The 21,277-nt window shown below is 55.3% G+C and carries 16 protein-coding genes, 1 tRNA gene and 1 pseudogene; 12 read left to right on the top strand and 6 right to left on the bottom strand.

Annotated elements, in window-relative coordinates; all coding sequences use genetic code 11:
- Positions 1-216 precede the first annotated feature (216 nt).
- The gene (locus tag ACJ2A4_RS01560; RefSeq protein ID WP_408873339.1) at positions 217-1,410 is read left to right on the top strand and encodes a glycosyltransferase family 4 protein; all 1,194 of its coding nucleotides are present in this window, start codon (positions 217-219) and stop codon (positions 1,408-1,410) included.
- The gene (locus tag ACJ2A4_RS01555) at positions 1,410-2,483 is read left to right on the top strand and encodes a glycosyltransferase family 4 protein (RefSeq protein WP_408873338.1); all 1,074 of its coding nucleotides are present in this window, start codon (positions 1,410-1,412) and stop codon (positions 2,481-2,483) included. The genes ACJ2A4_RS01560 and ACJ2A4_RS01555 overlap by 1 nt, the downstream gene beginning before the upstream one ends.
- Here ACJ2A4_RS01555 and ACJ2A4_RS01550 read toward each other — a convergent pair.
- Positions 2,480-3,649 (bottom strand): DEAD/DEAH box helicase, encoded by a 1,170-nt coding sequence (locus ACJ2A4_RS01550; protein ID WP_408873337.1) that lies wholly within the window; start codon positions 3,647-3,649, stop codon positions 2,480-2,482. The two genes, ACJ2A4_RS01555 and ACJ2A4_RS01550, sit on opposite strands and share 4 nt — an antisense overlap.
- A gap of 62 nt (positions 3,650-3,711) precedes the next feature.
- Here ACJ2A4_RS01550 and ACJ2A4_RS01545 point away from each other — a divergent pair, with 62 nt between their 5' ends.
- From ACJ2A4_RS01545 to ACJ2A4_RS01535, 3 genes are all read left to right on the top strand, one after another.
- The gene (locus ACJ2A4_RS01545; RefSeq protein ID WP_408873336.1) at positions 3,712-4,644 is read left to right on the top strand and encodes a mitochondrial fission ELM1 family protein; all 933 of its coding nucleotides are present in this window, start codon (positions 3,712-3,714) and stop codon (positions 4,642-4,644) included.
- A gap of 12 nt (positions 4,645-4,656) precedes the next feature.
- The gene (locus ACJ2A4_RS01540) at positions 4,657-6,543 is read left to right on the top strand and encodes a hypothetical protein (protein ID WP_408873335.1); all 1,887 of its coding nucleotides are present in this window, start codon (positions 4,657-4,659) and stop codon (positions 6,541-6,543) included.
- 94 nt (positions 6,544-6,637) lie between these two features.
- Positions 6,638-6,712, top strand: a tRNA-Val gene (locus ACJ2A4_RS01535).
- Between the two features lie 24 nt (positions 6,713-6,736).
- Here the strand turns inward: ACJ2A4_RS01535 and ACJ2A4_RS01530 are convergent.
- Both ACJ2A4_RS01530 and ACJ2A4_RS01525 read right to left on the bottom strand, forming a co-directional pair.
- Complete coding sequence (locus ACJ2A4_RS01530) at positions 6,737-7,957, bottom strand: tyrosine-type recombinase/integrase (RefSeq protein WP_408873334.1); 1,221 nt, start codon at positions 7,955-7,957, stop codon at positions 6,737-6,739.
- 357 nt (positions 7,958-8,314) lie between these two features.
- Positions 8,315-9,127, bottom strand: a complete 813-nt coding sequence (locus ACJ2A4_RS01525; RefSeq protein ID WP_408873333.1) for a hypothetical protein — start codon at positions 9,125-9,127, stop codon at positions 8,315-8,317.
- A gap of 119 nt (positions 9,128-9,246) precedes the next feature.
- Between ACJ2A4_RS01525 and ACJ2A4_RS01520 the strand changes: the two genes are divergently transcribed.
- Positions 9,247-10,003, top strand: a protein-coding gene (locus tag ACJ2A4_RS01520; protein WP_275877879.1) for an IS5 family transposase whose coding sequence is annotated in 2 segments (ribosomal slippage) — positions 9,247-9,572 and positions 9,571-10,003 — 759 coding nt in all. Because the reading frame shifts where the segments join, the coding sequence is not laid out codon by codon here.
- Between the two features lie 304 nt (positions 10,004-10,307).
- Positions 10,308-11,387 (top strand): IS5 family transposase, encoded by a 1,080-nt coding sequence (locus tag ACJ2A4_RS01515; protein WP_408873332.1) that lies wholly within the window; start codon positions 10,308-10,310, stop codon positions 11,385-11,387.
- Between the two features lie 200 nt (positions 11,388-11,587).
- Here the strand turns inward: ACJ2A4_RS01515 and ACJ2A4_RS01510 are convergent.
- Positions 11,588-12,110, bottom strand: a pseudogene (locus ACJ2A4_RS01510) (transposase).
- Between the two features lie 896 nt (positions 12,111-13,006).
- Between ACJ2A4_RS01510 and ACJ2A4_RS01505 the strand changes: the two are divergent.
- The 4 genes from ACJ2A4_RS01505 (at position 13,007) to ACJ2A4_RS01490 (ending at position 17,516) form a co-directional block, all read left to right on the top strand.
- On the top strand, positions 13,007-13,471 hold the full coding sequence (locus ACJ2A4_RS01505) for a DUF1348 family protein (protein ID WP_408873331.1): 465 nt from the start codon (positions 13,007-13,009) through the stop codon (positions 13,469-13,471).
- A 736-nt stretch (positions 13,472-14,207) separates the two neighbouring features.
- On the top strand, positions 14,208-15,389 hold the full coding sequence (locus tag ACJ2A4_RS01500; protein ID WP_408873330.1) for a zinc-dependent alcohol dehydrogenase: 1,182 nt from the start codon (positions 14,208-14,210) through the stop codon (positions 15,387-15,389).
- Between the two features lie 261 nt (positions 15,390-15,650).
- Positions 15,651-16,436 (top strand): SDR family NAD(P)-dependent oxidoreductase, encoded by a 786-nt coding sequence (locus ACJ2A4_RS01495; protein ID WP_408873329.1) that lies wholly within the window; start codon positions 15,651-15,653, stop codon positions 16,434-16,436.
- A 222-nt stretch (positions 16,437-16,658) separates the two neighbouring features.
- The gene (locus ACJ2A4_RS01490) at positions 16,659-17,516 is read left to right on the top strand and encodes an SDR family NAD(P)-dependent oxidoreductase (RefSeq protein ID WP_408873328.1); all 858 of its coding nucleotides are present in this window, start codon (positions 16,659-16,661) and stop codon (positions 17,514-17,516) included.
- Positions 17,517-18,037: 521 nt separating this feature from the next.
- Here the strand turns inward: ACJ2A4_RS01490 and ACJ2A4_RS01485 are convergent.
- A complete protein-coding gene (locus ACJ2A4_RS01485; RefSeq protein WP_408873327.1) occupies positions 18,038-18,643 on the bottom strand; it encodes a nucleoside 2-deoxyribosyltransferase in 606 nt (201 codons plus the stop codon).
- A gap of 278 nt (positions 18,644-18,921) precedes the next feature.
- Here ACJ2A4_RS01485 and ACJ2A4_RS01480 point away from each other — a divergent pair, with 278 nt between their 5' ends.
- Complete coding sequence (locus tag ACJ2A4_RS01480; protein WP_408873326.1) at positions 18,922-20,127, top strand: tyrosine-type recombinase/integrase; 1,206 nt, start codon at positions 18,922-18,924, stop codon at positions 20,125-20,127.
- Positions 20,128-20,367: 240 nt separating this feature from the next.
- Here the strand turns inward: ACJ2A4_RS01480 and ACJ2A4_RS01475 are convergent, their stop codons facing one another.
- Positions 20,368-21,147 (bottom strand): HNH endonuclease, encoded by a 780-nt coding sequence (locus ACJ2A4_RS01475; protein WP_408873325.1) that lies wholly within the window; start codon positions 21,145-21,147, stop codon positions 20,368-20,370.
- Positions 21,148-21,277: the final 130 nt, after the last annotated feature.

Below are 21,277 nucleotides of genomic sequence, written 5' to 3'. Positions count from 1 at the left end.
TAGGACATGGATCGGTCATGGATTGTAGTGTAAGCACGTTAAGGACAGGTCGCCAGAGAGGGAATGACGCCTTTTTCTTTGTCCGTGCCTGACGAAAGTCACTTTTCGCCGAGGTTGGTTTGGCGCGTCCATGTTCCGTTATCCGCAGGATTTTTCGCAGGTTACGGCGCATGCCAGCAGTAACACCTGAAGCGGAAACGGGCACCTGAACGGACGATGAAACAGTCTCTCTCCATTTTTCACAAAGTGTGGCAACGGCTTCCTGCTGAATCCCGGCGACGTTTTTTTGCCTGGGCCACCGCTCTGGCTGTCCCTCCCATCAGGCCCGTGAAACCCGTATCCGCGCACGGGATCATTGTGGCCGGAGAATTCAGTCGCAGTTCCGGTCTGGGCGAGGGGGCGCGGCTGATGGTCCGGGCCTTGCGGGATATGAACATTCCCTGCGCAACCTGGGACATCGACCGGCGGGCTCTTGAAGGCGACGTGACCGGACCGGGCGCTCCGCTGGTGATGCATGTGAATGCGCCAATGCTGCCTTATGCCCAGCTTTTCATGCCACGGACGCTGCGTACCGGACGGCGGATTATCGGCTACTGGGCCTGGGAACTGCCGGTGGTATCCGAAACATGGCGTCATGCCCGGCGCCATGTGCATGAAATCTGGGCACCATCGCGCTTTACGGCGGATGCCCTGCGCCCGCTGGGAAGACCGGTCAGAGTTGTCGAGCATCCGGTCGGACTGGCGGAACAGAAACCATCAGACCGGAACCGTGCCTCGTTCGGACTGCCGGAAGACTGTGTTTTTGTTCTTGTTTCGTTCAGCCTTGCTTCCAGCATGGTCCGCAAAAGCCCGATTGAAACCATTCGCGCCTTCCGGGAGGCCTTTGGCGACAGGCCGGACCGGCTTCTGGTCATGAAAATCGGCCATACCGAGCATTATCCCGAGGATCTGGCAGCGATCCATGCGGCCATCGCAGGTGCGCCCAATATCCGCATCGAAACCGGACAGCTCAGCGGGCCTGACAGGCTCGCCCTGACGGCCTGTGCAGACATCATCCTGTCCCTGCATCGCAGCGAAGGGTTCGGGCTGGTCGTAGCGGAAGCCATGGCGCTCGGGCGATGCGTCATTGCGACGGACTGGTCCGCAACGACCGAATTCCTGGACGAAACCTGCGGCCTGCCGGTCGCCTATACGCTGATTCCAGCGCAGGACCCACGCGGGATCTGGGATATGCCTGCCACGAAATGGGCGCTCCCGGACATGGCATCCGCCGTACATGCCCTGCGAACCGCGGCGGATGATCCGGATCTGCGGGCGCGGCTTGGCGAGAACGCTACCCGACGGATTGCCAGCCGTCTGAACGGAGCGTCGCTCCGGGATGCGGTCCGGGCCATCGGGGTCAGGACGTGATGAAAGCCGTCGAACGTGTTCTGGTCTGGCAATGGGGGCGGCGAGGAGCTGGGCCACGGATTGCGGTGGATCTGGCTGACGGCCTGAAACGGCTACCGGAAACAAACGTCCTGCTATGCCTGTCGGATCGCGCGGAAATTCTGCGGAGCCGCAATGCTCCGGATGCCGTGGTCAAGATCGCAACCTACAGTTCACTCCGGGGACTGGCAGGGCGTCTGCTGAGCGCGCCAGGGCTCTGGAAACAGCTCACACGCATTGTTCGGGACTTCCGGCCGGACGTTGCAATCTGCGCCATGCCAGGTCCGCTCGACCTTCTAATGATGCATGTGCTGCGCCGGGCTGGCGTCAGGATTGTCATTATCATCCACGATGCGCACCCTCATCCCGGCGACGGATATCCCTTTCAGGCCACCTTGCAACACCAGCTGATCCGTCACGCCGATCAGATCGTTACGTTCAGCCGCCATGTCGCGAATATCCTGACGTCCGGGCCGGATGCGGCCCGTTGCCCCGTCATCTCCCTTACACACCCTCCATTCATTGGCGGAGCAGCCACGGCACCGTTCGCCCATGACGGAGCGCCACGGATCCTGATGTTCGGGCGTCTGCTGCCTTACAAGGGGCTGGATCTGCTGGCCGAAGCTCTTCCGCTGGTCGGACAGGCGCTCGAATGCCGGGTCGTGGGGCAGGGACCGGACAGCCCGGAACTGCGGACGCTGTCGGCATTGCCGCACGTTAGTGTCGAAAACCGCTGGGTGCCGGAAGATGAACTGCCCCGGTTGGTGGCGTGGGCCAATATCGTGGTGCTGCCCTATCGCGAAGCATCCCAGAGCGGCGTGGGCGCCATGGCGATTGCCAGCGGACGCTATGTGGTCGCAACACGGGTTGGCGGCCTGATCGAGCAGTTTGCCGAGGATACGCAGGCTGTACTGTGCGAGGCCGATCCGGCAGCGGTCGCAAAGGCGCTGGAGCATGTTATCCAAGACCCACCACCCGTCCGACCCCAAGTTGATAACGGGCAGGAATGGGAAAAGCTGGCGAAGAATATCCTCGCCAGCGGCAACGCGTCCTAACGGTCGAGCGAATCTTCCGTCGCGATCCGGACGCGGTAGCCGATGTGCTTTTCGACATCACGCAGGAAGGTGCGTTCATCGATATTGATGAGCGAGAACGCAACGCCCTTGCGCCCCGCACGCGCCGTCCGGCCGATCCGGTGAACATAGGCCTCAGGCGTCTCAGGCATGTCCATATTGATCACAAGATCCACATCCGGGATATCGAGCCCGCGTGAGGCAATGTCGGTCGTGACCAGAATAGGGACGCGCCCCTGACGGAACAAATCGAGTGCCTTGTTGCGTGCGCCCTGCGTGCGATCACCATGCAGCGTTTCAACCCGCAGACCCTGCCGACGCAGAACCTTGGCAAGCGCATCCACCGTGTTCTTCGTGCGCGCGAAGACAATACTGCGGCCCTCGAAATGCTTCAGAAGACGCACAGCGGTCTCGGGTTTGTCGTCTTTTTCAACGAAAATGGCCCGCTGGCGGATGTTCTTGGGCGTGAAGGACTCGGCCGCGATTTCCACGCGAACAGGATCTCGCGTCACACGCTTGGCTAGATCCATGACCGGTTCGGGCAGCGTGGCCGAACAGAAGACGGTCTGGGGCGGCTGGTCCGGGAAATACGGAATGAGCGCCGTCATGCTGGCCGAAAAGTCTTCGTCCAGCAGACGATCGGCTTCATCGAGCACCAGATAGGTCAGATGTTCCAAAACAAGATCGGCCTGCGTGACCAGATCCAGCAGCCGTCCATGTGTCGCAACCACGATATCGACGCCATCGCTGACGGACTGGACCTGCTGCTCGCGCGATGTGCCGCCACAGATGACCCGTGTTTTGAGCGAAAGCCTGCGTCCGAGCTGCCGACAGACGGACGCAGTCTGGGCGGCGAGCTCACGGGTGGGTTCCAGAATGAGCGCACGCGGGCCGGGTGCCGCACCCTCTTCATGAAGCTTCTGAAGGATCGGCAGTACGAAAGCAGCTGTCTTGCCGCTTCCCGTCTGGGAACCGACCAGGACATCTCTTCCTTCAAGCAGTGGAGGAATAGCCTGCGCCTGAATCAGGCTCGGGCGTTTGTGTCCCGCCTGGGCAAGAGTTGCCAGCAAGGGAGCAATCAGCCCAAGCTCCTCAAATCCCGGAGCGGGGGTGGTCGGCGTTTCGGTCGGCGTCTGTGGCGTTGTCATGGGCGCTTCTTGCCAAATTTCTCGCAGTTCGGGAAATACCTTCCTTTTTGCGGAGTTCCTTCATGAAAGCCACTATCATTGCGGAGGACTTCGCCGGCATGCGCGCCCAGGGGGCAGGACTGGCGGAAAAGGCCGGTCTTGAATGGGATTTCCGCCCCGTGCGCATCAAACCGTTCTGGTCCCGTTTTCCTGCACGTTACTGGCCATCTCCCCTAAGGAGGGTCGATCCGATCAGGATTCCCGAAGATACCGACCTCATCATCTGTATCGGCGGCACAGGTGGCGTCATTGGCAGAGCAGTGGCCCGGCGCGAAGGCCTGCCGGTCGTGCAGATCCAGAACCCCCGGATATCCGTCAGAAAATTCGATCTGGTGATCGCCAACACACATGACGGCATCAGCGGGGATAATGTTTTGATCTCACGCAATGCGCTCCATCCCGTAACACCGCAGAAACTCGACCTGGCTCGTGCCCAATGGGAGGATCGGCTGAAGCGGGATGGACGACCGCTGCTGTCTGTCCTGATCGGTGGAGCAAATGGTCGCTTTACGCTGGGACCGGCCGAAGCGGAAAAAATTGCAGAAGGGATCATCGCCTTTACGATGCGCAACGCTATGCAGGCGGTCCTTACGCCGTCCCGCCGCACTGATCCGAAAGCTGTCGCCATTTTCCGCGAGCGATTGGAACCCCACGGGATCGCTGTCCTGACAGGAAGTGGCGACGACAATCCCTATATGGGCATGCTGGCCTGCGCGGACATGATTGCTGTCACCACCGACAGTGTCTCAATGATTTCCGAAGCGGCGGCAACATCCGCACCCGTGATGATCCTTCCGTTGCCGGGGCGCTCTAGCCGCATCTCCCGTTTCGTCAAGACGCTGGAAAGCGCCGGGCGTGTGAAATGGTTCGATGCAGCCCTGAGCCCGTGGAAGACCGCCCCGCTTGACGATACCCCCCTCGTAGCGAGAGAAATGCACCGACGTCTGAAGCTCTGAAAGGGCCCCTGTATGCTCGATATCCGCACCTTTGGTCCGCAGGGTGGCAATGTTCTTTACAAGGTGCTGGCCCACCCGCTGGCTGCGGAAGCCCTTGTCCGGATGGAAGGCGAATTCGCCGGACGGACGCTCGCCGTCTATGATCCTGATGACGCAGCCCGTACGCTGGCCGCGCTGTATCCGGGGCTGAGACCCGCCTGCGTCTATGTGCATGACATCGAGCAGGTCGGCAAACCGGACGGCTTTGGCGGAACGCTGCGTGCCCTTGTCGATCTTCCTGCGACGGAAGCCGATGCCATTCTTGCCCTGTCCTTCGAAGATGCGAAGATGCGGACGCGTCTGAAAGACCTGCTGAATGGCCGCGATCTCTACACCCTTGCTCCAGCGCGCCTACCAGACGACATGCTGGTCATGGGGCGCCCTTACCTGGACAAGCTGAACTTCGCGACCAACTTTGCCTTCTTTCGCGAGACGAACCAGTTTTCCTGCCGGATTGTGACCGCCAATTATTGGTCAAACTATGCCTCAGAAAATCTTCGCTACTGGATGCGGCTCTACGATAGGGCAGGCAAGGTACTGGCCCAGTGGGAACAGCCTGTCACGGAAGCTGGGGCCGGAATCACGATCGACAGCGCCGAGGTGCGACGCAGGTTCGATCTGCCGGAGTTCACCGGACAGCTTTTCATCCATGTTCTGGGTGCACGTGGCCATGACGTCGTCAAATATGCCCTCGACAGTTGGGGCACGAATGGCGATCCGAGCCTGTCCGTCACGCATGACGCCAATGTCTGGCCTTCCGTGCGATACGCAACACTTCCGGCCCCCGAGCAGGACGAGACACTGACCGTCTGGGTCCAGAACAGCCACGCAACGACGATCCCGGCTGACGGCATTACCTTCAACCGCATGGGGGAAGACACGCCGCATCCGCTCGACCGATCGGTCGGACCGTTCGAAACTGTCGCCGTTGATGTCGGTGCGCTTTTCCCTGGTCTGCACTGGCCAGCACAGCTTGAAATGCGCTCCGGTCGGCATCTTGTTCGCCCACGTTACGAAATCACACAGCGCGGTCGCACCCGCATCGCCCATCTGAACGTGGAGCGGGACAATCTGCGTCCAGAACCCGCCATCCGTCAGTTTCCGCCGTCGCTGGGCCGTGGCTTCCTGCTGCCATTCCCGATCCTTGACCCCAGGCGTTTTGAGACGTTCCTCCAGCCCAATCCCATGTCCGAAGCACTCCAGTCTCTTCCCGTACGGCTGGATCTGTTCGATGAGGCGGGCAATAAAGTCAGGTCCCATTTCCTGGGTAATCTGCCCCGCAACCATGACACCGCAGTCGCCCTGCACACCCTGACGGATCAACCGGGTCATGCGGATCTGGTCTATGATTTCCGCGATGGGGGCGAAGCCGATGGCTGGCTCCACGCCCTGATGCGCTATCGGAACCGGGAAAGCGACCACGCCGCTGAAACCAGCTTCGGCGCCCATATCTTCAACACGCTCATGACCTGGCGCTCGGAGCCGCAGTCTTATTCCGGTCCCCCGCCGGGCCTGACTACACGTCTGTTCCTGAAACTGGGCCAGAAAACGGAGAACGACACGCTGCGCAGCTTCTGCTGCCTGATCCACCCGGCCTCCATCGAAGGAACAGAAGCGTCCGAGACGGTCCTCCTGCTACACGGCGCAAACGGAGCGCTCCTTGCCCAGACAACCATCAGGATCGCTCCAAACGGCTCCTTCATGGTGCGCCCCCACGAACTGTTCGAAGCTGCCCATATCGATCGGGCAGGGGAGGGCGGTTACATTCTTATCCGTGATCTGACCTGCCGCCTGTTCGGTTATCACGGGCTGGAAAACGGAAAAGGCGCCTTCTCGCTGGACCACATGTTCGGTTTCTGAATGTCCCGACAAGGAAGCCGCAATAGACCTGCGGCTTCCCAAGAAAAGGTCTTGTCAGCCCAACATCCTCTTGCTAGAAGCCCGTCCAGCGGATGGGCGCGTAGCTCAGCGGTAGAGCACTGCCTTCACACGGCAGGGGTCACAGGTTCAATCCCTGTCGCGCCCACCATCCTAATTCCCTGAAATCGCTGATTTATTCTTCTGGTCTTGCGAGTCGTTTTGCTGTCTCGATGCGCATAGCGATGCCGATTCGATGCAGGTGTGACTCGGACTGAGCTGGCAAAAATCCGTACAGTTTGTTCTGGCTCTGTTCAGGGCGTTCAGTCGTCCCGATTGAGCCAGTTTTCCACATCTTTTTTGTATTCATCCGGCATCTTCTTTGCGTACCTGGTGACGATCGAAAGCGTCGCCCATCCGCCATCATCTTTTGCCTGAGGATGTCGCGATGCAGGCAATAATGCCAGGTTGCCCAGGTGTGGCGCAGATCATGCGGGGTAATGTCGGGGACGAAGGCGGTCTTAATGGTATCACTGCCTTTTGGCTGCCATTTCCGCGTCCTTCCGGGCAGACCGGCCTTACGGCAGGCCACGCTCCAGGCGCTCTTGATCTGACCTCCGGCAAGTCGTCCCTTGCTGGCATATCCGTCGTTGATCACGCCAGATGCGTCCGGCCGACGAATTCGGGGACGGAATACGGGCCCATCGCGGTGCCCCAACGTGAGCAGGGAACGGATCACGCAAGGGGGCAAGTCGACGCGCCGCTCATTGCCCTGCTTCTGCCAGACAACTGCACGCTTACCGCGCAGATCCACGTCCCGCCACTCGAGTTCCAAAGCTTCGGAAAGGCGCGCGCCGGTGCCGACAAGAAAGATGATCAATGGGCGCAGGTGAGGGGTGGCGGCCTGGATCAGGCGGTCTACCTCGTCCGGCCGTAGGTAGTTTGTTTTCCGCTTGGGAATCTTCGGTGTGGCAAAGGCCGGCCGATCGCACCAGCGCCGGATGGCTGCAAATTCTAGAATCGCACGGAGAGGTGTCAATACGCCGCGCATCTTGGTCGCTGGAGAGGCATTTACTCCATCGCGCAGGATCGCCCGATAGGCATCATCAACCTGAGGTTGGGCGATATCCATGAGCCGCGTTGTGCCAAAGTGCTGCAGAAGCCGGCGTAGGTGAAACTTCGTAGTCTCCGAACGGGGCGCATCCTCGAGGTATGCGCCAACGGCATGCGCAAAGGTTACAACGGCGCGCTTGCCGTAGACCGATTCCTTCCAGAGTTCCGCTTCCCTCTTGGCGCGGTATTCTTCGGCGCGGATGGGGTCAGTAGTTCCTGTGCTTTCGCTAATGCTTTGTCCGCCGATGGTGCCGCGGATGTAGAGGCGATCGGTGCCGTGACGGTTGACGATTTTGAGGGACATTCAAAACTCAAGAGTAGACGTTCATAATCGGCAGGGCGAAACACGATACGGTTCGGCCAGCGGAGATGGGTGGGGCCGCCATGAAAGGATGGCGTGGCCTTCAAGTGGTCCAGAAGTTTCCTGCGGCCGATGCGGCCCTTTAAGTGGCAAAGCACATCATTGACCGTGAATACCTGGGTCAGCGGCAGGCTGGTCATCCGCGCCCCTCCGCGTCCATGGCTGCGTCGATGGTTCTCCGCAATTCTGTACGTCTTTGGGGGTTGTCTCTGCCCATCCAGTCATAACTCGACGTACATTTTTTAAGGATATCTGGACGATCGGCCAGAAAATCCAGTCGCGTTGTATCTGTCCGCTCGGTCATGGGTTGTACTCCGGCGTGAGAGAATTTGCGCAGTGTTTGCCGGCATCTGTAGTGAAGAAATAGACGTTACCTTCTTCCCATCCTCGATCCGACTTTCGCATCAGGCCTTTCTCTACCAGTGAGCAAAGAACAGGATTGGTTCGGTCTGTATAATAGTAGTCCCTAAAGCCTGCTTTCATGACATCGCCGCAAGTCGAACCATGGGCGTGCAAGAGCGCGTGGCGCTCCTTGGGAGTAAGTCCCAAGGCGATCCCGTCCGGAGCCGGAAGGCTGATGTCCTTTTCTTTACAGCGTCGGACTGTGATGTCTGCAAATGAGACATTGTCAACGTCCCTCTGTACTTTGGCGCGAACAGTACTGGCTGAGGGGCCATACAGGATGCAGCCATCTCCTTCATCCCATCTCGCGACATGCACTGTCCAAGCCTTCCGAATGCGCACAGCCGGCGGCAGCTGCAGCCTGTTTGCGATCAGGTAGTCCCGGTTCTTCTTATTTCTGACCACTACAGGGCCAGCGTTCCCATCGATTTGCCCGGGAGGCGGGGTAGTGGCGATTGCTTCTACGATTGATCGCAGAACGGCAAATCTCTCCCATCTTCCAGTGTACTTTCCTGTAGCCACGGAATACCGGCGTCGAGTCAGATATTCATCTTTTTCGACAACGACCGCCTTGGTGTAATCACCCGCCCAGGAAAGCGGGTATGCATACCCTGCAAAGTCAGGCCTCCAGAACGTGAGAAACGGTCGACGTGCCCACTCTCGGCGCAGGTCAACGATGACGTATTGATCCGTATCCGTCCGCCCGCTCATGCGACCCTCATCACATACTCGTGGCAGACAGTCCGAGCATCTAGGCTCAGGACTCATAGGCTCAGGACCCATTGATATGATTGCGGAAATCTGATTCAGCCTCTGTGAGGAGACTGAAGATGAGTGACCTGTATTGGTTGACGGAGGAGCAGATGGATCGTCTGCGGCCCTTTTTCCCGAAGAGCCATGGCAAACCTCGCGTTGATGATCGTCGTGTGTTGAGCGGGATCATTTTCGTGAACAGAAATGGTCTGCGCTGGCGTGATGCGCCCCGGGAATACGGTCCACACAAGACGCTCTACAACCGCTGGAAGCGCTGGAGCGCTATGGGGGTATTCATCCGCATGATGGAGGGACTGGCTACTGGCAAGGCAGAGCCTCAGACAATCATGATTGATGCGACCTATCTCAAGGCACATCGCACGGCTTCGAGCCTGCGGTTAAAAAGGGGGCTCAGGCCGTTTGATCGGGCGGACCAAAGGCGGGATGAATACGAAGCTGCATGCTGTCACCGACCGGAACGGACGTCCGCTCGACTTCTTCATGACAGCAGGTCAGATCAGTGATTATACTGGTGCCGCTGCCCTTCTGGACAGTCTGCCACCAGCCGAATGGATGCTGGCAGACCGGGGCTATGACGCTGACTGGTTCAGAGAGGCCCTGGAGGAGAAAGGGATCAAACCCTGTATTCCTGGTCGAAAATCTCGTGCAAAACCGGTCAAATACGACAAACGGAAATACAAAAGACGCCACCGTATCGAGATCATGTTCGGCAGGCTCAAGGACTGGAGACGGGTCGCAACACGCTATGACAGATGCCCGACCGTCTTCTTCTCGGCAGTCTGCCTCGCCGCAACCGTCTTGTTCTGGCTATGAGTCCTGAGCCTAACAATAAGTACCTTATTCGAAAATCCTCCAATTTTTTTTACTAGTATTTCTTCAGAATGATATACGTAATCAGGCGTCATAAATTCAGGTTCCAAAACAGAAAATAAATTATTTGATACAAATTTTTATCTTAAGAAAGTCTTTTTTGACTTTATCGGGCGCAATTATTTTTGTTTTTAACAATATGTATTCTTAGGATTGGCATGAATAATCTGGAGGGTTCGAAAAACCCTTGGCTCTGAGCTGTTCTGTGTGATTCCATTTCTTCGGCGTTGATTGGGGATGGTGGAAGATGAAGCAGCCTGGTTTCTTTGATGTTGAAGAGCGGCTTGCTCGGCTGAGCGGGCTTGGCGATCAGCTGGAGGCCTTTTCCCGGACTGTGGATTTTGAGGTGTTCCGCCCTGATCTGGAGCTGGCTCTGGCCTATTCAGACGGAAGTAAAGGCGGACGTCCGCCGTTTGATCCGGTGCTGATGTTCAAAATTCTGGTCATCCAGACGTTGAACAATTTGTCTGATGAACGGACAGAGTATCTGATCAACGACCGCCTCTCCTTTATGCGTTTCCTTGGTCTGGGGCTGTCGGATCGTGTGCCGGATGCCAAAACGGTCTGGCTGTTTCGTGAGCGTTTGACACAGGCGGGTGCCATTGAAAGGCTGTTTGACCGATTTGACGCGACCCTGCGGAACGCCGGGTATTTACCGATGTCCGGCCAGATCCTGGATGCCACACTGGTGGCTGCTCCAAAGCAGCGCAATACGAAGGCTGAGAAAGCGGATCTCCGGGCAGGACGTATTCCCGAAGACTGGCAGAACAAGCCCGCAAAGATGTCGCATAAGGATCGTCATGCACGATGGACACTGAAGTTCACGAAGGCGAAGCGGCAGGACGATGGAACCATACCGTCGAGCGATCTCGCCATCCCGTTCTTTGGCTACAAATCCCACGTCTCCATCGACCGGAAGTTTCGGTTCATCCGAAAATGGAAGACGACGGATGCCGCCGCCAGTGATGGTGCGCGATTGAGAGAGGGGCTGTTAGATAAAACCAATACGGCCTCAAGCGTTTGGGCTGATACAGCTTATCGCTCGAAAGCGAATGAGGACTTCATGGACAAAGAGGGTTTTGTCTCAAAGGTTCACAGAAAAAAGCCGCATCTCAAGCCTATGCCCCGACATATCCAGAAATCGAATGCTGGAAAGTCCGTGATCCGATCGCGCGTCGAGCACGTCTTTGCCGACCAGAAATCACAGACGGGATTGTTCATCCGAACTGTCGGTATCACCCGGGCCACCATGAGGATCGGGCTGGCCAATATCGTCTACAACATGCGCCGCTTCCTCTTCCTCGAAAGATTGAACGCGAGCGCATAGTCATCCAGCGGGAGAGCAGTCCCCGATCTGCTCAAAACGCAGATCAAAAGCTCCCCCAAAAACCGTCAATCAAATCGCCAAAAGCCTGAAATCACGAGCCAGGCGCATCAACCAACGGTTCTTCGATCCCTCCACCTCTGGCAAATGCCTGAATATCTTTTTTTTGGGCTATCTATATCACTGAAACTGTTACATTCTGGTCATTGGCTTAAGCATAAGACACATAACCAGAACATGACGGTTACAGCGAGGCAGATGGCCGAGAAGATGACATTCGTGCATCTGTCATGGCGTGTTGCGACACGCCGCCAGTCCTTGAGGCGTCCAAACATGATTTCGATGTGGTTGCAGTGTTTGTATCTGCGCTTGTCGTATCTGATGGGCATTGCTCGGGATTTTCGTTCTGGAATGCAGGGCGCAATCCCTTTTTCCGCCAGAACATCCCTAAACCAGTCGGCATCATAACCCCGGTCTGCCAGAAGCCATTTTGCCTTGGGGAGGCTGTTCAGCAGGGCAGTCGTCTTGGGTCCTTTTTTACCCGCAAGCTCGAAGTCGTGCGGTGTGCCTTGAGTGGCGCATCACGCCGGCGCAGTCCGTTCCGATTGACAAAAATTATACCGCCTAGCACGCGGCAGTCATCAACTCGCGGTCTGCCGTGGCTCTTTGGAAAAAGGGGCGCAGACGATCTATATGTTCGTCCGACAGCCAGTACAGGTCGCTTATATTCAGTATCCTTATGGAGACTGAATTATATTTTTAAAAAATCACGAGTGCCAAGCCTAGAGAAGCGTTTTTTACTCAACGCGTTCATAAATAATCCAAGCAAATTCCAGATAGAATTACTGCTTTCATCTGGCATGAATGCGACATCGTACACGACATCAGATCGACTTATCGTGTCCACTGATCCAGAGCATCGCTTGTGGGGCCACATTTTCTGTATGATTGGTAGCCGGGGTTACGGGATCCGGATGTCGCATCCACAGGACCATCATCAAAAGTCCAGCCATCGCGACGACTATGAGTAAAATGATCCAACGATTTGTCATGACAATCCTCCGTCCACTACGAGCATAGACCGCATGAAGGAAGAGAGTTGCATGACGAGTTCGATGACATTCCCGGGAAGTCATGTCCCGTGCGCCGATACTACAGATTTTCCCTATAATATTCTTTCAACCGGATAAGAACCCATTACCTGGCCTACCTTGGAAAGGCTTGAACAAGCCTCAGACTACGCTCGGTATAGGCCAGCGCCTTTGCAAAAGCCGGGCTGCCATGAGCTTACCAGATGTCAGCAGAAGATCTGGACCGGAACTGTTTATGCCTATGGTAGATTTCGATCGCTGCAAAGGAAGAAATCTGCACCATGATATGCCCATATAATATCTTTGATGCCTGGAAATCTGATGCGTCCAACTATCAAAGCCTTCAATTCACAAACAGCGCCGGAACTGCCGTTCGTGGCGGGAAAATTGCTTACACTCTAATACCGATCAGTGCCTCTCGTGCAGCCAGTGCGTAAAAGCCTGTTCTGAACACGAGATCGCATTTATGAAGGTCTTATTCCGCGGCCAAACAATGGGAACGTGGTTCCTGAACCAGAAATGGAACATCTAATGTCCCGCCCTCCGTTTCCCCCCTTCAATACTGAAACAGCCGTCCAGAAAGTCCGTCTCGCCGAAGATGCCTGGAACAGTCAGGACCCTGAAAAGGTGGCACAAGCTTACACATCTGACAGTCGATGGCGCAATCGTCTGGAATTTATTACCGGACGCGAAGAAATCGTCGCTTTTCTGAAGCGCAAATGGGAGCGCGAACACGACTATCGACTCATCAAGGAACTCTGGACGTTTCAGGACAACCGGATCGCCGTGCGTTTTGCCTATGAATGGAAAGATCACGCCGAGCAGTGGTTCCGGTCGCATGGGAATGAGAACTGGGAGTTCGATGAAGCGGGCTTGATGCGCTACCGTGCGGCATCGATCAACGATCAGCCTATTTCAGCCGATGATCGCCTGTTTTACTGGCCTGTAGGACGTCGTCCGGAGGATCATCCGGGACTTTCCGCGCTGGGACTTTAAAGATCCGATACCAAGACACAGTTTTCGTAAGCCCCGGCGTACTCGTATCGTAAGAATCTTCGTTGTACTCAGAAAAGCAGTACTGGTTGGAACCACATATCAGTGCAACTGCCAAGCAACTCCGCGGTCCATAACAGCCCGACAAAACACCCTTTCTTGGACTATATCGGATAACCAGTTGCCACCATCTGAGGTTTCTCATTCGGAATCTCAGATGGTGGCAACTGGCCTTTGAAAAACGAAAACAGGGTTACGTCAGCTGTGGTCCACCGGCACCGTCTGACTCTGTCTGAAGCGGATCATGGCGTGATATTTCTGATCATCGAGCAACATTGCCGATCTGAAATTATCGAATAACAATAAAACTCTATCTCACAACGCATACTGATCGTATGATTGTGTAGTGCAAAAGGCAGCCTGAAGCAGATCTTGATCACGTAGATATCATGGAATAGAAAATATCAACCTGATTTATCCGGTTTTATTTTACAATATAAATTAGATATTTATTGAACTAATCCTAATTATAATACAAATATCAGGATAACACCGACTAATACGATATTCTGATACCTAAACCCTCTTCCGGCGACGCGACGGGTGGCACGAACGGGGCTCAGGAAAACGTTCGCTCACAAGCCCGAGACCTGCATCAAGTTTTGTTTGCAGGAACCTTCCAAACTATCGACAGCATCAGGCGTTTCTCCTGCATCCCTCCAGAACAGGACGACCTCCCATGAAAGCTTTGACCTGGCAGAAAAAGGGCAAGATTACCTGTGAAAGCGTGCGTGACCCGGAAATCATTGAGGGAAGGGACGTCATCATCAAGGTGACGGCCTGTGCCATCTGTGGTTCTGACCTGCATCTGATGGACGGCCTCATGCCGACCATGAAATGTGGTGATATTCTCGGGCACGAAACGATGGGGGAGGTTGTCGAGGTCGGAAAAGACAACAAACGTCTCTCCGTTGGCGATCGTATCGTCATTCCGTTTACGATTTCCTGTGGCGAATGCAGACAATGCAAATGGGGCAACTGGAGCTGCTGTGAGCGCACAAACCCCAACGGGCGCCAGCAGGCCGAAACATTTGGGTACCCTCTAGCCGGCCTGTTTGGTTACTCGCATATCACGGGTGGATTTTCAGGAGGACAGGCTGAATATCTGCGTGTTCCCTATGCAGACGTAGGGCCCATTATTGTTCCCGAAGGACTGGAAGACGAGCAGGCCCTTTTCCTGTCCGATATTTTCCCTACCGGCTACCAGGCCGCAGAAAACTGCGAGATTACGCCCGAAGCCGAAAAAACCATTGCTGTCTGGGGATGTGGTCCGGTTGGACAGATGGCGATCCGCTCCTGCTTTCTGCTGGGAGCAAAGCGCGTCATTGCCATTGACGAGATCCCGGAAAGACTGGCCATGGCACGGGCTGCAGGCGCGGAAACCATAGATTTTCGCACTCAGAACATCCAGGAAACTCTTGTCGAAATGACTGATGGACTTGGACCGGATGCCGTTATCGAAGCCGTCGGCATGGAGGCACATGGCGCCGATACCATGATGCAGAAAGTCGGTTCAGCACTGCTTTCAGCGACAACACTCGAGAGGCCATTCGCTCTCAATCAGGCCATCCTCGGATGCCGACCAGGCGGCATTCTTTCCATGCCTGGTGTCTATGCCGGTGCCCTTGGGCCAGTCATGATTGGTATCCTCATGAACAAGGGACTGACCCTGCGGACTGGGCAAACAAATACGCAGAAATATCTCAAGCCTCTGCTGGAACGCATCCAGAAAGGGGAAATCGATCCTTCTTTTGTCATCAGTCATCGGTCTTCAAACTTGGAAGACGGGCCGGCACTGTATGAAAAATTCAGGGACAAAAAAGATCGCTGCACCAAGGTCGTTTTTCACCCCCATGGGTGAGGGCTGCTGAGGCTTGGACGCAGGCGACATTTGCCTCTCTGTAGATCCAAGAGGTAAATGTCGACTCTAAGCACAAATAATGTAGACAATCTTAGACATATGCTAAAATCTGATACCTCAATACTATAGAAATATTGAAAAATTCTTGCTGCCTGGTCCATTTTTTGAAATCGAATGTAGCTACGACCTTCACAAACTTTTCTGACAGCAACCATTCGCCCGACTGAGACTTTATGTCTTCAGACATAAAGGATATTTTTCATGCCTATTCAGGGTTTAACACGCTTTAACGGCCGCAAGGTTCTTGTAACGGGCGCCGCTTCCGGGATCGGACGTGCAACGGCGCTTCGTTTTCTGGCAGAAGGTGCGCAGGTCATTCTTGTCGATCGGGACAAGGATAAACTCGATGACACAATGAAGACATTGGACCCGCAGCAGGCCCTGTCGTCACTGACCGATATTTCTTCCCCCGAGCAGGTCAAAGCCCTGTACGCCTTTGTCAAAGCGCATTTTGGAACACTGGATGTTCTCGTGAACAATGCCGGTGTGACTGCTATGGGCACAGTGCTGGATTGCGATCTGGAAACATGGGCCACCGTCTGTGCCACGACCCTGACTGGTCCCCTGAATGTCAGTCGCACATTCCTGCCACTGCTGATTGAAACCAGGGGAAATATCGTCAATACCGCTTCGGTCTCCGGCATGCGGGGAGACTGGAACACGGCCTATTACGATGTTGCAAAAGGCGGCGTTGTGAACCTGACGCGGGCGATGGCCATGGATCACGGCAAGAACGGCGTGCGCGTCAACGCCATCTGTCCCTCCGTAACACGTTCAGCCATGACAGCAGATGCACTCAAAAACGAGGCATTCGTTACCAGCGTTGAAGCTCGCGTGCCATTGCAACGTCTTGGCGAACCTGACGACATGGCCGCCGCCATTACTTTCCTTGCAAGCGATGATGCCGCCTACATCACGGGCCTCATCATGCCGGTAGACGGGGGCGTTACCGCCTCCAATGGGCAACCCCCGTTTCCAATGTCGTAAAGACGATGCCAGACAGACCGGCCCTGACCAGAAAAAGTCCGGTCTGTCCCAATGCTGGACTCATCCAGTCAAATGAAATGATGTGCCGCTGATACTTTCGGGAACGGGGATCAAAAGCATAGGATATGCAGGGCTATGGCGTTATGAAGATGCAGCCATTCTTTTGAGAAAGTTGACCATGCACTTCACGACGCCTTCAGTTCAGACCGGTCTGCGCAGTACATGACTCTCTTTTCCATAAGAAAGAAGGCAACGTTACCATCACTCGCCGTCATGACAGGTGGAACAGGGGGCATTGGATGTGAAATTGCAGCCCTTCTTCTGGAGCAGGGATGGGACGTCATCCTTCTGACGCGCCAGCCTGGAAAGGCGGAGGAGCAGATTTCCAGAAGGAATGGTCGATTTGAAGCTGTCTTCTGTGATCTGACAAAGCCTGCAGAGCTTCAGGCAGTCAGCGACGAGATCCTTCGCAGAAAGAAGCCTGTAGAGCTTCTGATTCACTGTGCAGGAAAAATCCAACCTGAACCGACCAGGGACATCACGCCCCTCAGTCTTGATGAGCAGATGGCGATCAATTTGACGTCGCCCATGCTCATGACCAGTCAGTTGCTTCCCGCAATGTCCCCCAACGGCCACATCATATTCGTCAATTCCATTGCCGGCGTCATGCCGCTGCAGGGAAGCGCCGTTTACAGTGCCACGAAATTCGGACTCAGAGGCTTTGCGCGCTCGCTCGCACTGGAATTCAAGCCTGGAACACTTCGGGTTTCGTCCATCTTCCTTGCGGCGGTCGATACCCAGATGCTGCAGCAGGAAACGCAGGATGGTGGCTCTGTCCTGAACTTTGTCAGCCAGCCCCTGTCCGCCCGTGACGTTGCCAGAATGATTGTCCGGACGAGTAAAAAATCAGGACGCGAAATCTTTCTGCCTAAAATAGACGGGGTCTTTGGCCATGCCTGCCTCATGATGCCGTGGCTCCTGAGACTCAGCACACCAGTACTCGAAAAAATCGGCAAGATTGGATTACAGCGATTCCTGAAACACAGGGCTACTGTGGGCTCGGCTGTAAAGAAGGAATAACCGCAATGCTCCGTAGAAACTTACGATCATAAAATCGAGTTAAAAGTTACTCTTCGAAAACCTTAAAGCTCCAAGTCGCAATGTTAATCATTTAAAAACACTGTTACTTTGTTTTATCAATTTCTCTTTAATGATTTATTGACGAAAAAGCAGAAGCCTCCTACAGAAATAACTCTGTTTTACACTTTCGGAAGGCTGTAACGTGCCAAGTGTAACGTTGACTGATTTTCTGCAAGTGACTCAATGGTCTCCTGACCAGCTTGCACAGCAGATTGGGCGTACTACCGATGACGTCCTGTGGTGGTCGAACCATAGCGATGAGCTTCCACAGCAACTCCAGAGCTGGATAACGCGGATTGTAACAGCGTTCCACACAGAGCCCCCGCCACAGGGCTATGCCATGGAACGCCCGGCGTCCTGCGCATTCAACGATGATCCTTCAATGACCGTCGTGTGTAGTGTCTGCAATCTGGCGCCACGCTGTCGGCAGGGCATCTACGCAAAGAACTGACGCTAAAGCGTCAGCTCTTTTCATGCAGTCGTGCCGAGAGGCGTTTGGCGGCGTTCCGAAAAGCCCGAAAAAAATCCGGGTCAATGGAAACATGGCCGCCCGCCATGTTGATGAACCCTTCGACCATCCCGTTCTGAAGCAGCCCTTCGGAATGAACCAGCATGCTGTCGGGATCTTCCATGCTGCCTGAAGACGGCGCATCGCTCGCCGGCCGCTCCCGCAGATTTTCACTCCAGGCCTCGCGCCAGTAGGCCTCGACCTTTTTGGAATAAAGCCTGCCATCAACGGTATAGGCTTCCATCGGCTTGCCCAGCCCCATCATGTAACCGATCTCAACCGCCGTTCCCGGGTCCATTTCGGGCGAACGGCGGAACGGGTCAATACAGAACAGCCCAGCTGCACATTGATCCATCAGATCACGATCGGCGCGCACAAACGCAAGAATGGTTTCCCGCCCCGGAGGAAGAAGACGCGCTTCAGCCTGGCCATCAAAAGGGGCTACGCCTTCAAGCCCGTATTCTGCACAGATCGACTTCAGTCGCGCGAAAAGGGAGAGGGCTTCCGGACGGAAAACCAGATCCCCGGCCAGATAAACTGGAATGGAATGTCCTGACATGAGGCACAGCCTCTACACGCTCCGAGCCTGTGAAGAAAGCCCGGCAAAGCAGTTGACGCAGAATAGCTCAACTGACGTTCGATAAAGCTGTAAGAATTTTCTTTGGGATCGCGCTGGCGGAGGGGATGTCCGCCTAACCATAGGTTCAGACTGTATCCTGAAAACCCGTAAGTCATTGTATAATATTGGATTATTATAAGGTCGATCCCTCAATGTGTCAGATTGACCCGCTTGAACCCATGTTTTAAGAGGGGTTTTAAGGCGGGTAAGAGGACACTATGAGCAGACTGGCCCCTAATCAATTGACGACCCGCAAGGTCGAGACATGGAAGTCTGGAAACCTCTGCGACGGTGGCGGCCTATGGCTGATTGCAACGCCTACCTCACGCGGCTGGATATTTCGCTTCACCAGCCCTGTGACCGGCAAGCGTCGAGAGATGGGGTTAGGCTCTGCCTACGATGTGCCTCTTGCGACAGCGAGGCAACGCGCCAGTGAGGCTCGCTTGCTGCTTGCAGAGAAGATTGACCCCCTTGACCGCAAACAGGAGATCGATAAGGCCCGCAAGCTGGAACAGGCGTTAACCCTGACGTTCGAACAGGTCGCCCGGCGCTTCATCACGGAACAGGCATCAGGTTGGAAAGACAAGAAGGCCGAACCGATATGGCGGCGTTCTCTCGAGCAGCATGTGTTCCCGGTGTTCGGTGACAGACCCGTGAGCAGGGTATCCACAGACGACGTGCTGAATGCCCTACGTCCAATATGGGATAGCAAGACAGAAACAGCCTCACGGCTTCGATCCCGCGTTGAACGTATCTTAGGGTATGCCAAGGCTCATGGCTGGTGCGAGGGCGAGAACGCCGCCCGATGGCGTGGGCATCTGGATGCTATTCTCCCACCACCGAGCAAAGTGACAAAGGTCGAGCATCATGCAGCGGTTGAGCGCAAGGATATCGGCAAGGTAATGGCTTCTCTTGCGGCATCCGATGGACTCGCTGCCAAGGCCGTCCGTTTTGTCTGTCTCACGGCGGCACGTTCCGGTGAGGTGAGGGCCGCAACATGGAATGAAATCGACCTATCATCGAAGGTCTGGATCATTCCCGCCGGGCGTATGAAGGCGGGAAGGGAACACCGCGTCCCCCTTACCGATAGCTCAATGGCGATCTTGGAAGCCGTCACAACCCTACGCGACCCGGAAAATGGTGATCTGGTGTTCCCCGGTCAGAAGGCGGGCAAGCCACTCTCGGACGTGGCGCTATCCAAAGCCTTGCATCAGGCGGCAGGAACAAAAGGCGTAACGGTCCACGGCTTACGCTCGACATTCAGGGATTGGGCCGCAGAGGAAACACACTACCCGCGTGAGGTTGCCGAAATGGCTTTAGCCCACGCCATTGGGGACAAGGTAGAGGCCGCTTATCGACGCGGTGATCTATTCGAGAAGCGGCGGAAAATGATGGAAGAATGGGCGGCTTACTGTGGCATGTGAGGCAGCTAGTAAGCTGTATCCTACGTCATTTCGGCTTCGATAGCGCAGCAGCCCTCAATATCGTATTCATCAAACACGCTCTCTAGTACGGCGTAGGGTGGCCCACTATACCAAGATGGATCACGGCCCGGCTCTATGTGGATGGCCACCACAGTTCGCTGGCCTATGTCGGTGCAACGCCACTCCTTGAATGAGAACCAGAATGACGCGCCAATCTTAAATTCGTTGTGGTTCACAGCGCTACCTTAATCGGCTTCTGTGCTCGGTCAGATATGCCTTTTGCTGTGGTGTCAGAGGTTTCAGCAACCGCGCATCGGAAGAAACACCGAGCACAGCGCGGCCATCCGCCCCAAGAGCATCGGAGAGAAGCATTTCCCCGCTATCGGTGAAGGAAATGAGATGCTTGTCAAAAGCCGCATCCAGATTGGCAACCAATAGCAAGCCGTTGTGGATGTCTAGGCGTTCCTTATCTGTGGAACTAGCCCAAGGCTTTACATGCGAGGCCCGCAACAATTCCTGCACGGCAACGCCTGTTACGGCACACTTGCCGCCCCATAGCTTGATAAGACCCGCACGAAATGCACCTTGCCCCACACGAGCCTGTATCATGGTTTGTTTTTCAGTAGCGGTAAACGATGGTGAATTGGCGATAGCTTCAACATCGCTGCTCAGGGTGTCTTCTTCCTCCTCCGTCAAGGCAGTTATAAAACTATCGAAGGCGGATAGTGTCTCAAAATTGACGAAAAAGCCGACATTGCTGCCACCCGGACTTTTCTCTTCGAATGTTCGAAAGCCAGTGTTCATGCACCCATCGGCTAGAATGACGCCCGGCAATTTCAGGGCCGCTAAAAAGTCGTGAGTAGGACGGTCCACCACCAAGACCCTGTGTTGCCTCTTTATTGTGCGAATAAAAATGACACAGGGACCTAAATCATATTCATCAGCATATTGCCGCGAGGTCGATGTGCGGTCATAGCCCCGTTCCGTCAACCGTCTCTTGATAGCATCTTTCGTCAGCATGAATAGTTTTGCCCTTACGTGAGAATGAGGCAAAGCGCCACTAGCGAGTTATGTCGCAGAGAGCATCAAGGGGGTTAATATATTGCGTAATCCCCACCTTATCATCGACCCACTTGTCTAGATCTTCAAT

This window comes from Gluconobacter roseus, assembly GCF_046058915.1.
GTDB lineage: Bacteria > Pseudomonadota > Alphaproteobacteria > Acetobacterales > Acetobacteraceae > Gluconobacter > Gluconobacter roseus_A.
This window is presented reverse-complemented; position numbering and strand designations above follow the sequence as displayed.

Excerpts from the sequence above, each read along its gene's own strand:
- ACJ2A4_RS01560 (WP_408873339.1), top strand. The coding sequence starts at position 217 with ATGAAACAGTCTCTCTCCATTTTTCACAAAGTGTGGCAACGGCTTCCT.
- ACJ2A4_RS01555 (WP_408873338.1), top strand. The coding sequence starts at position 1,410 with ATGAAAGCCGTCGAACGTGTTCTGGTCTGGCAATGGGGGCGGCGAGGA.
- ACJ2A4_RS01550 (WP_408873337.1), bottom strand. The coding sequence starts at position 3,649 with ATGACAACGCCACAGACGCCGACCGAAACGCCGACCACCCCCGCTCCG.
- ACJ2A4_RS01545 (WP_408873336.1), top strand. The coding sequence starts at position 3,712 with ATGAAAGCCACTATCATTGCGGAGGACTTCGCCGGCATGCGCGCCCAG.
- ACJ2A4_RS01540 (WP_408873335.1), top strand. The coding sequence starts at position 4,657 with ATGCTCGATATCCGCACCTTTGGTCCGCAGGGTGGCAATGTTCTTTAC.
- ACJ2A4_RS01530 (WP_408873334.1), bottom strand. The coding sequence starts at position 7,957 with ATGTCCCTCAAAATCGTCAACCGTCACGGCACCGATCGCCTCTACATC.
- ACJ2A4_RS01525 (WP_408873333.1), bottom strand. The coding sequence starts at position 9,127 with ATGAGCGGGCGGACGGATACGGATCAATACGTCATCGTTGACCTGCGC.
- ACJ2A4_RS01515 (WP_408873332.1), top strand. The coding sequence starts at position 10,308 with ATGAAGCAGCCTGGTTTCTTTGATGTTGAAGAGCGGCTTGCTCGGCTG.
- ACJ2A4_RS01505 (WP_408873331.1), top strand. The coding sequence starts at position 13,007 with ATGTCCCGCCCTCCGTTTCCCCCCTTCAATACTGAAACAGCCGTCCAG.
- ACJ2A4_RS01500 (WP_408873330.1), top strand. The coding sequence starts at position 14,208 with ATGAAAGCTTTGACCTGGCAGAAAAAGGGCAAGATTACCTGTGAAAGC.
- ACJ2A4_RS01495 (WP_408873329.1), top strand. The coding sequence starts at position 15,651 with ATGCCTATTCAGGGTTTAACACGCTTTAACGGCCGCAAGGTTCTTGTA.
- ACJ2A4_RS01490 (WP_408873328.1), top strand. The coding sequence starts at position 16,659 with ATGACTCTCTTTTCCATAAGAAAGAAGGCAACGTTACCATCACTCGCC.
- ACJ2A4_RS01485 (WP_408873327.1), bottom strand. The coding sequence starts at position 18,643 with ATGTCAGGACATTCCATTCCAGTTTATCTGGCCGGGGATCTGGTTTTC.
- ACJ2A4_RS01480 (WP_408873326.1), top strand. The coding sequence starts at position 18,922 with ATGAGCAGACTGGCCCCTAATCAATTGACGACCCGCAAGGTCGAGACA.
- ACJ2A4_RS01475 (WP_408873325.1), bottom strand. The coding sequence starts at position 21,147 with ATGCTGACGAAAGATGCTATCAAGAGACGGTTGACGGAACGGGGCTAT.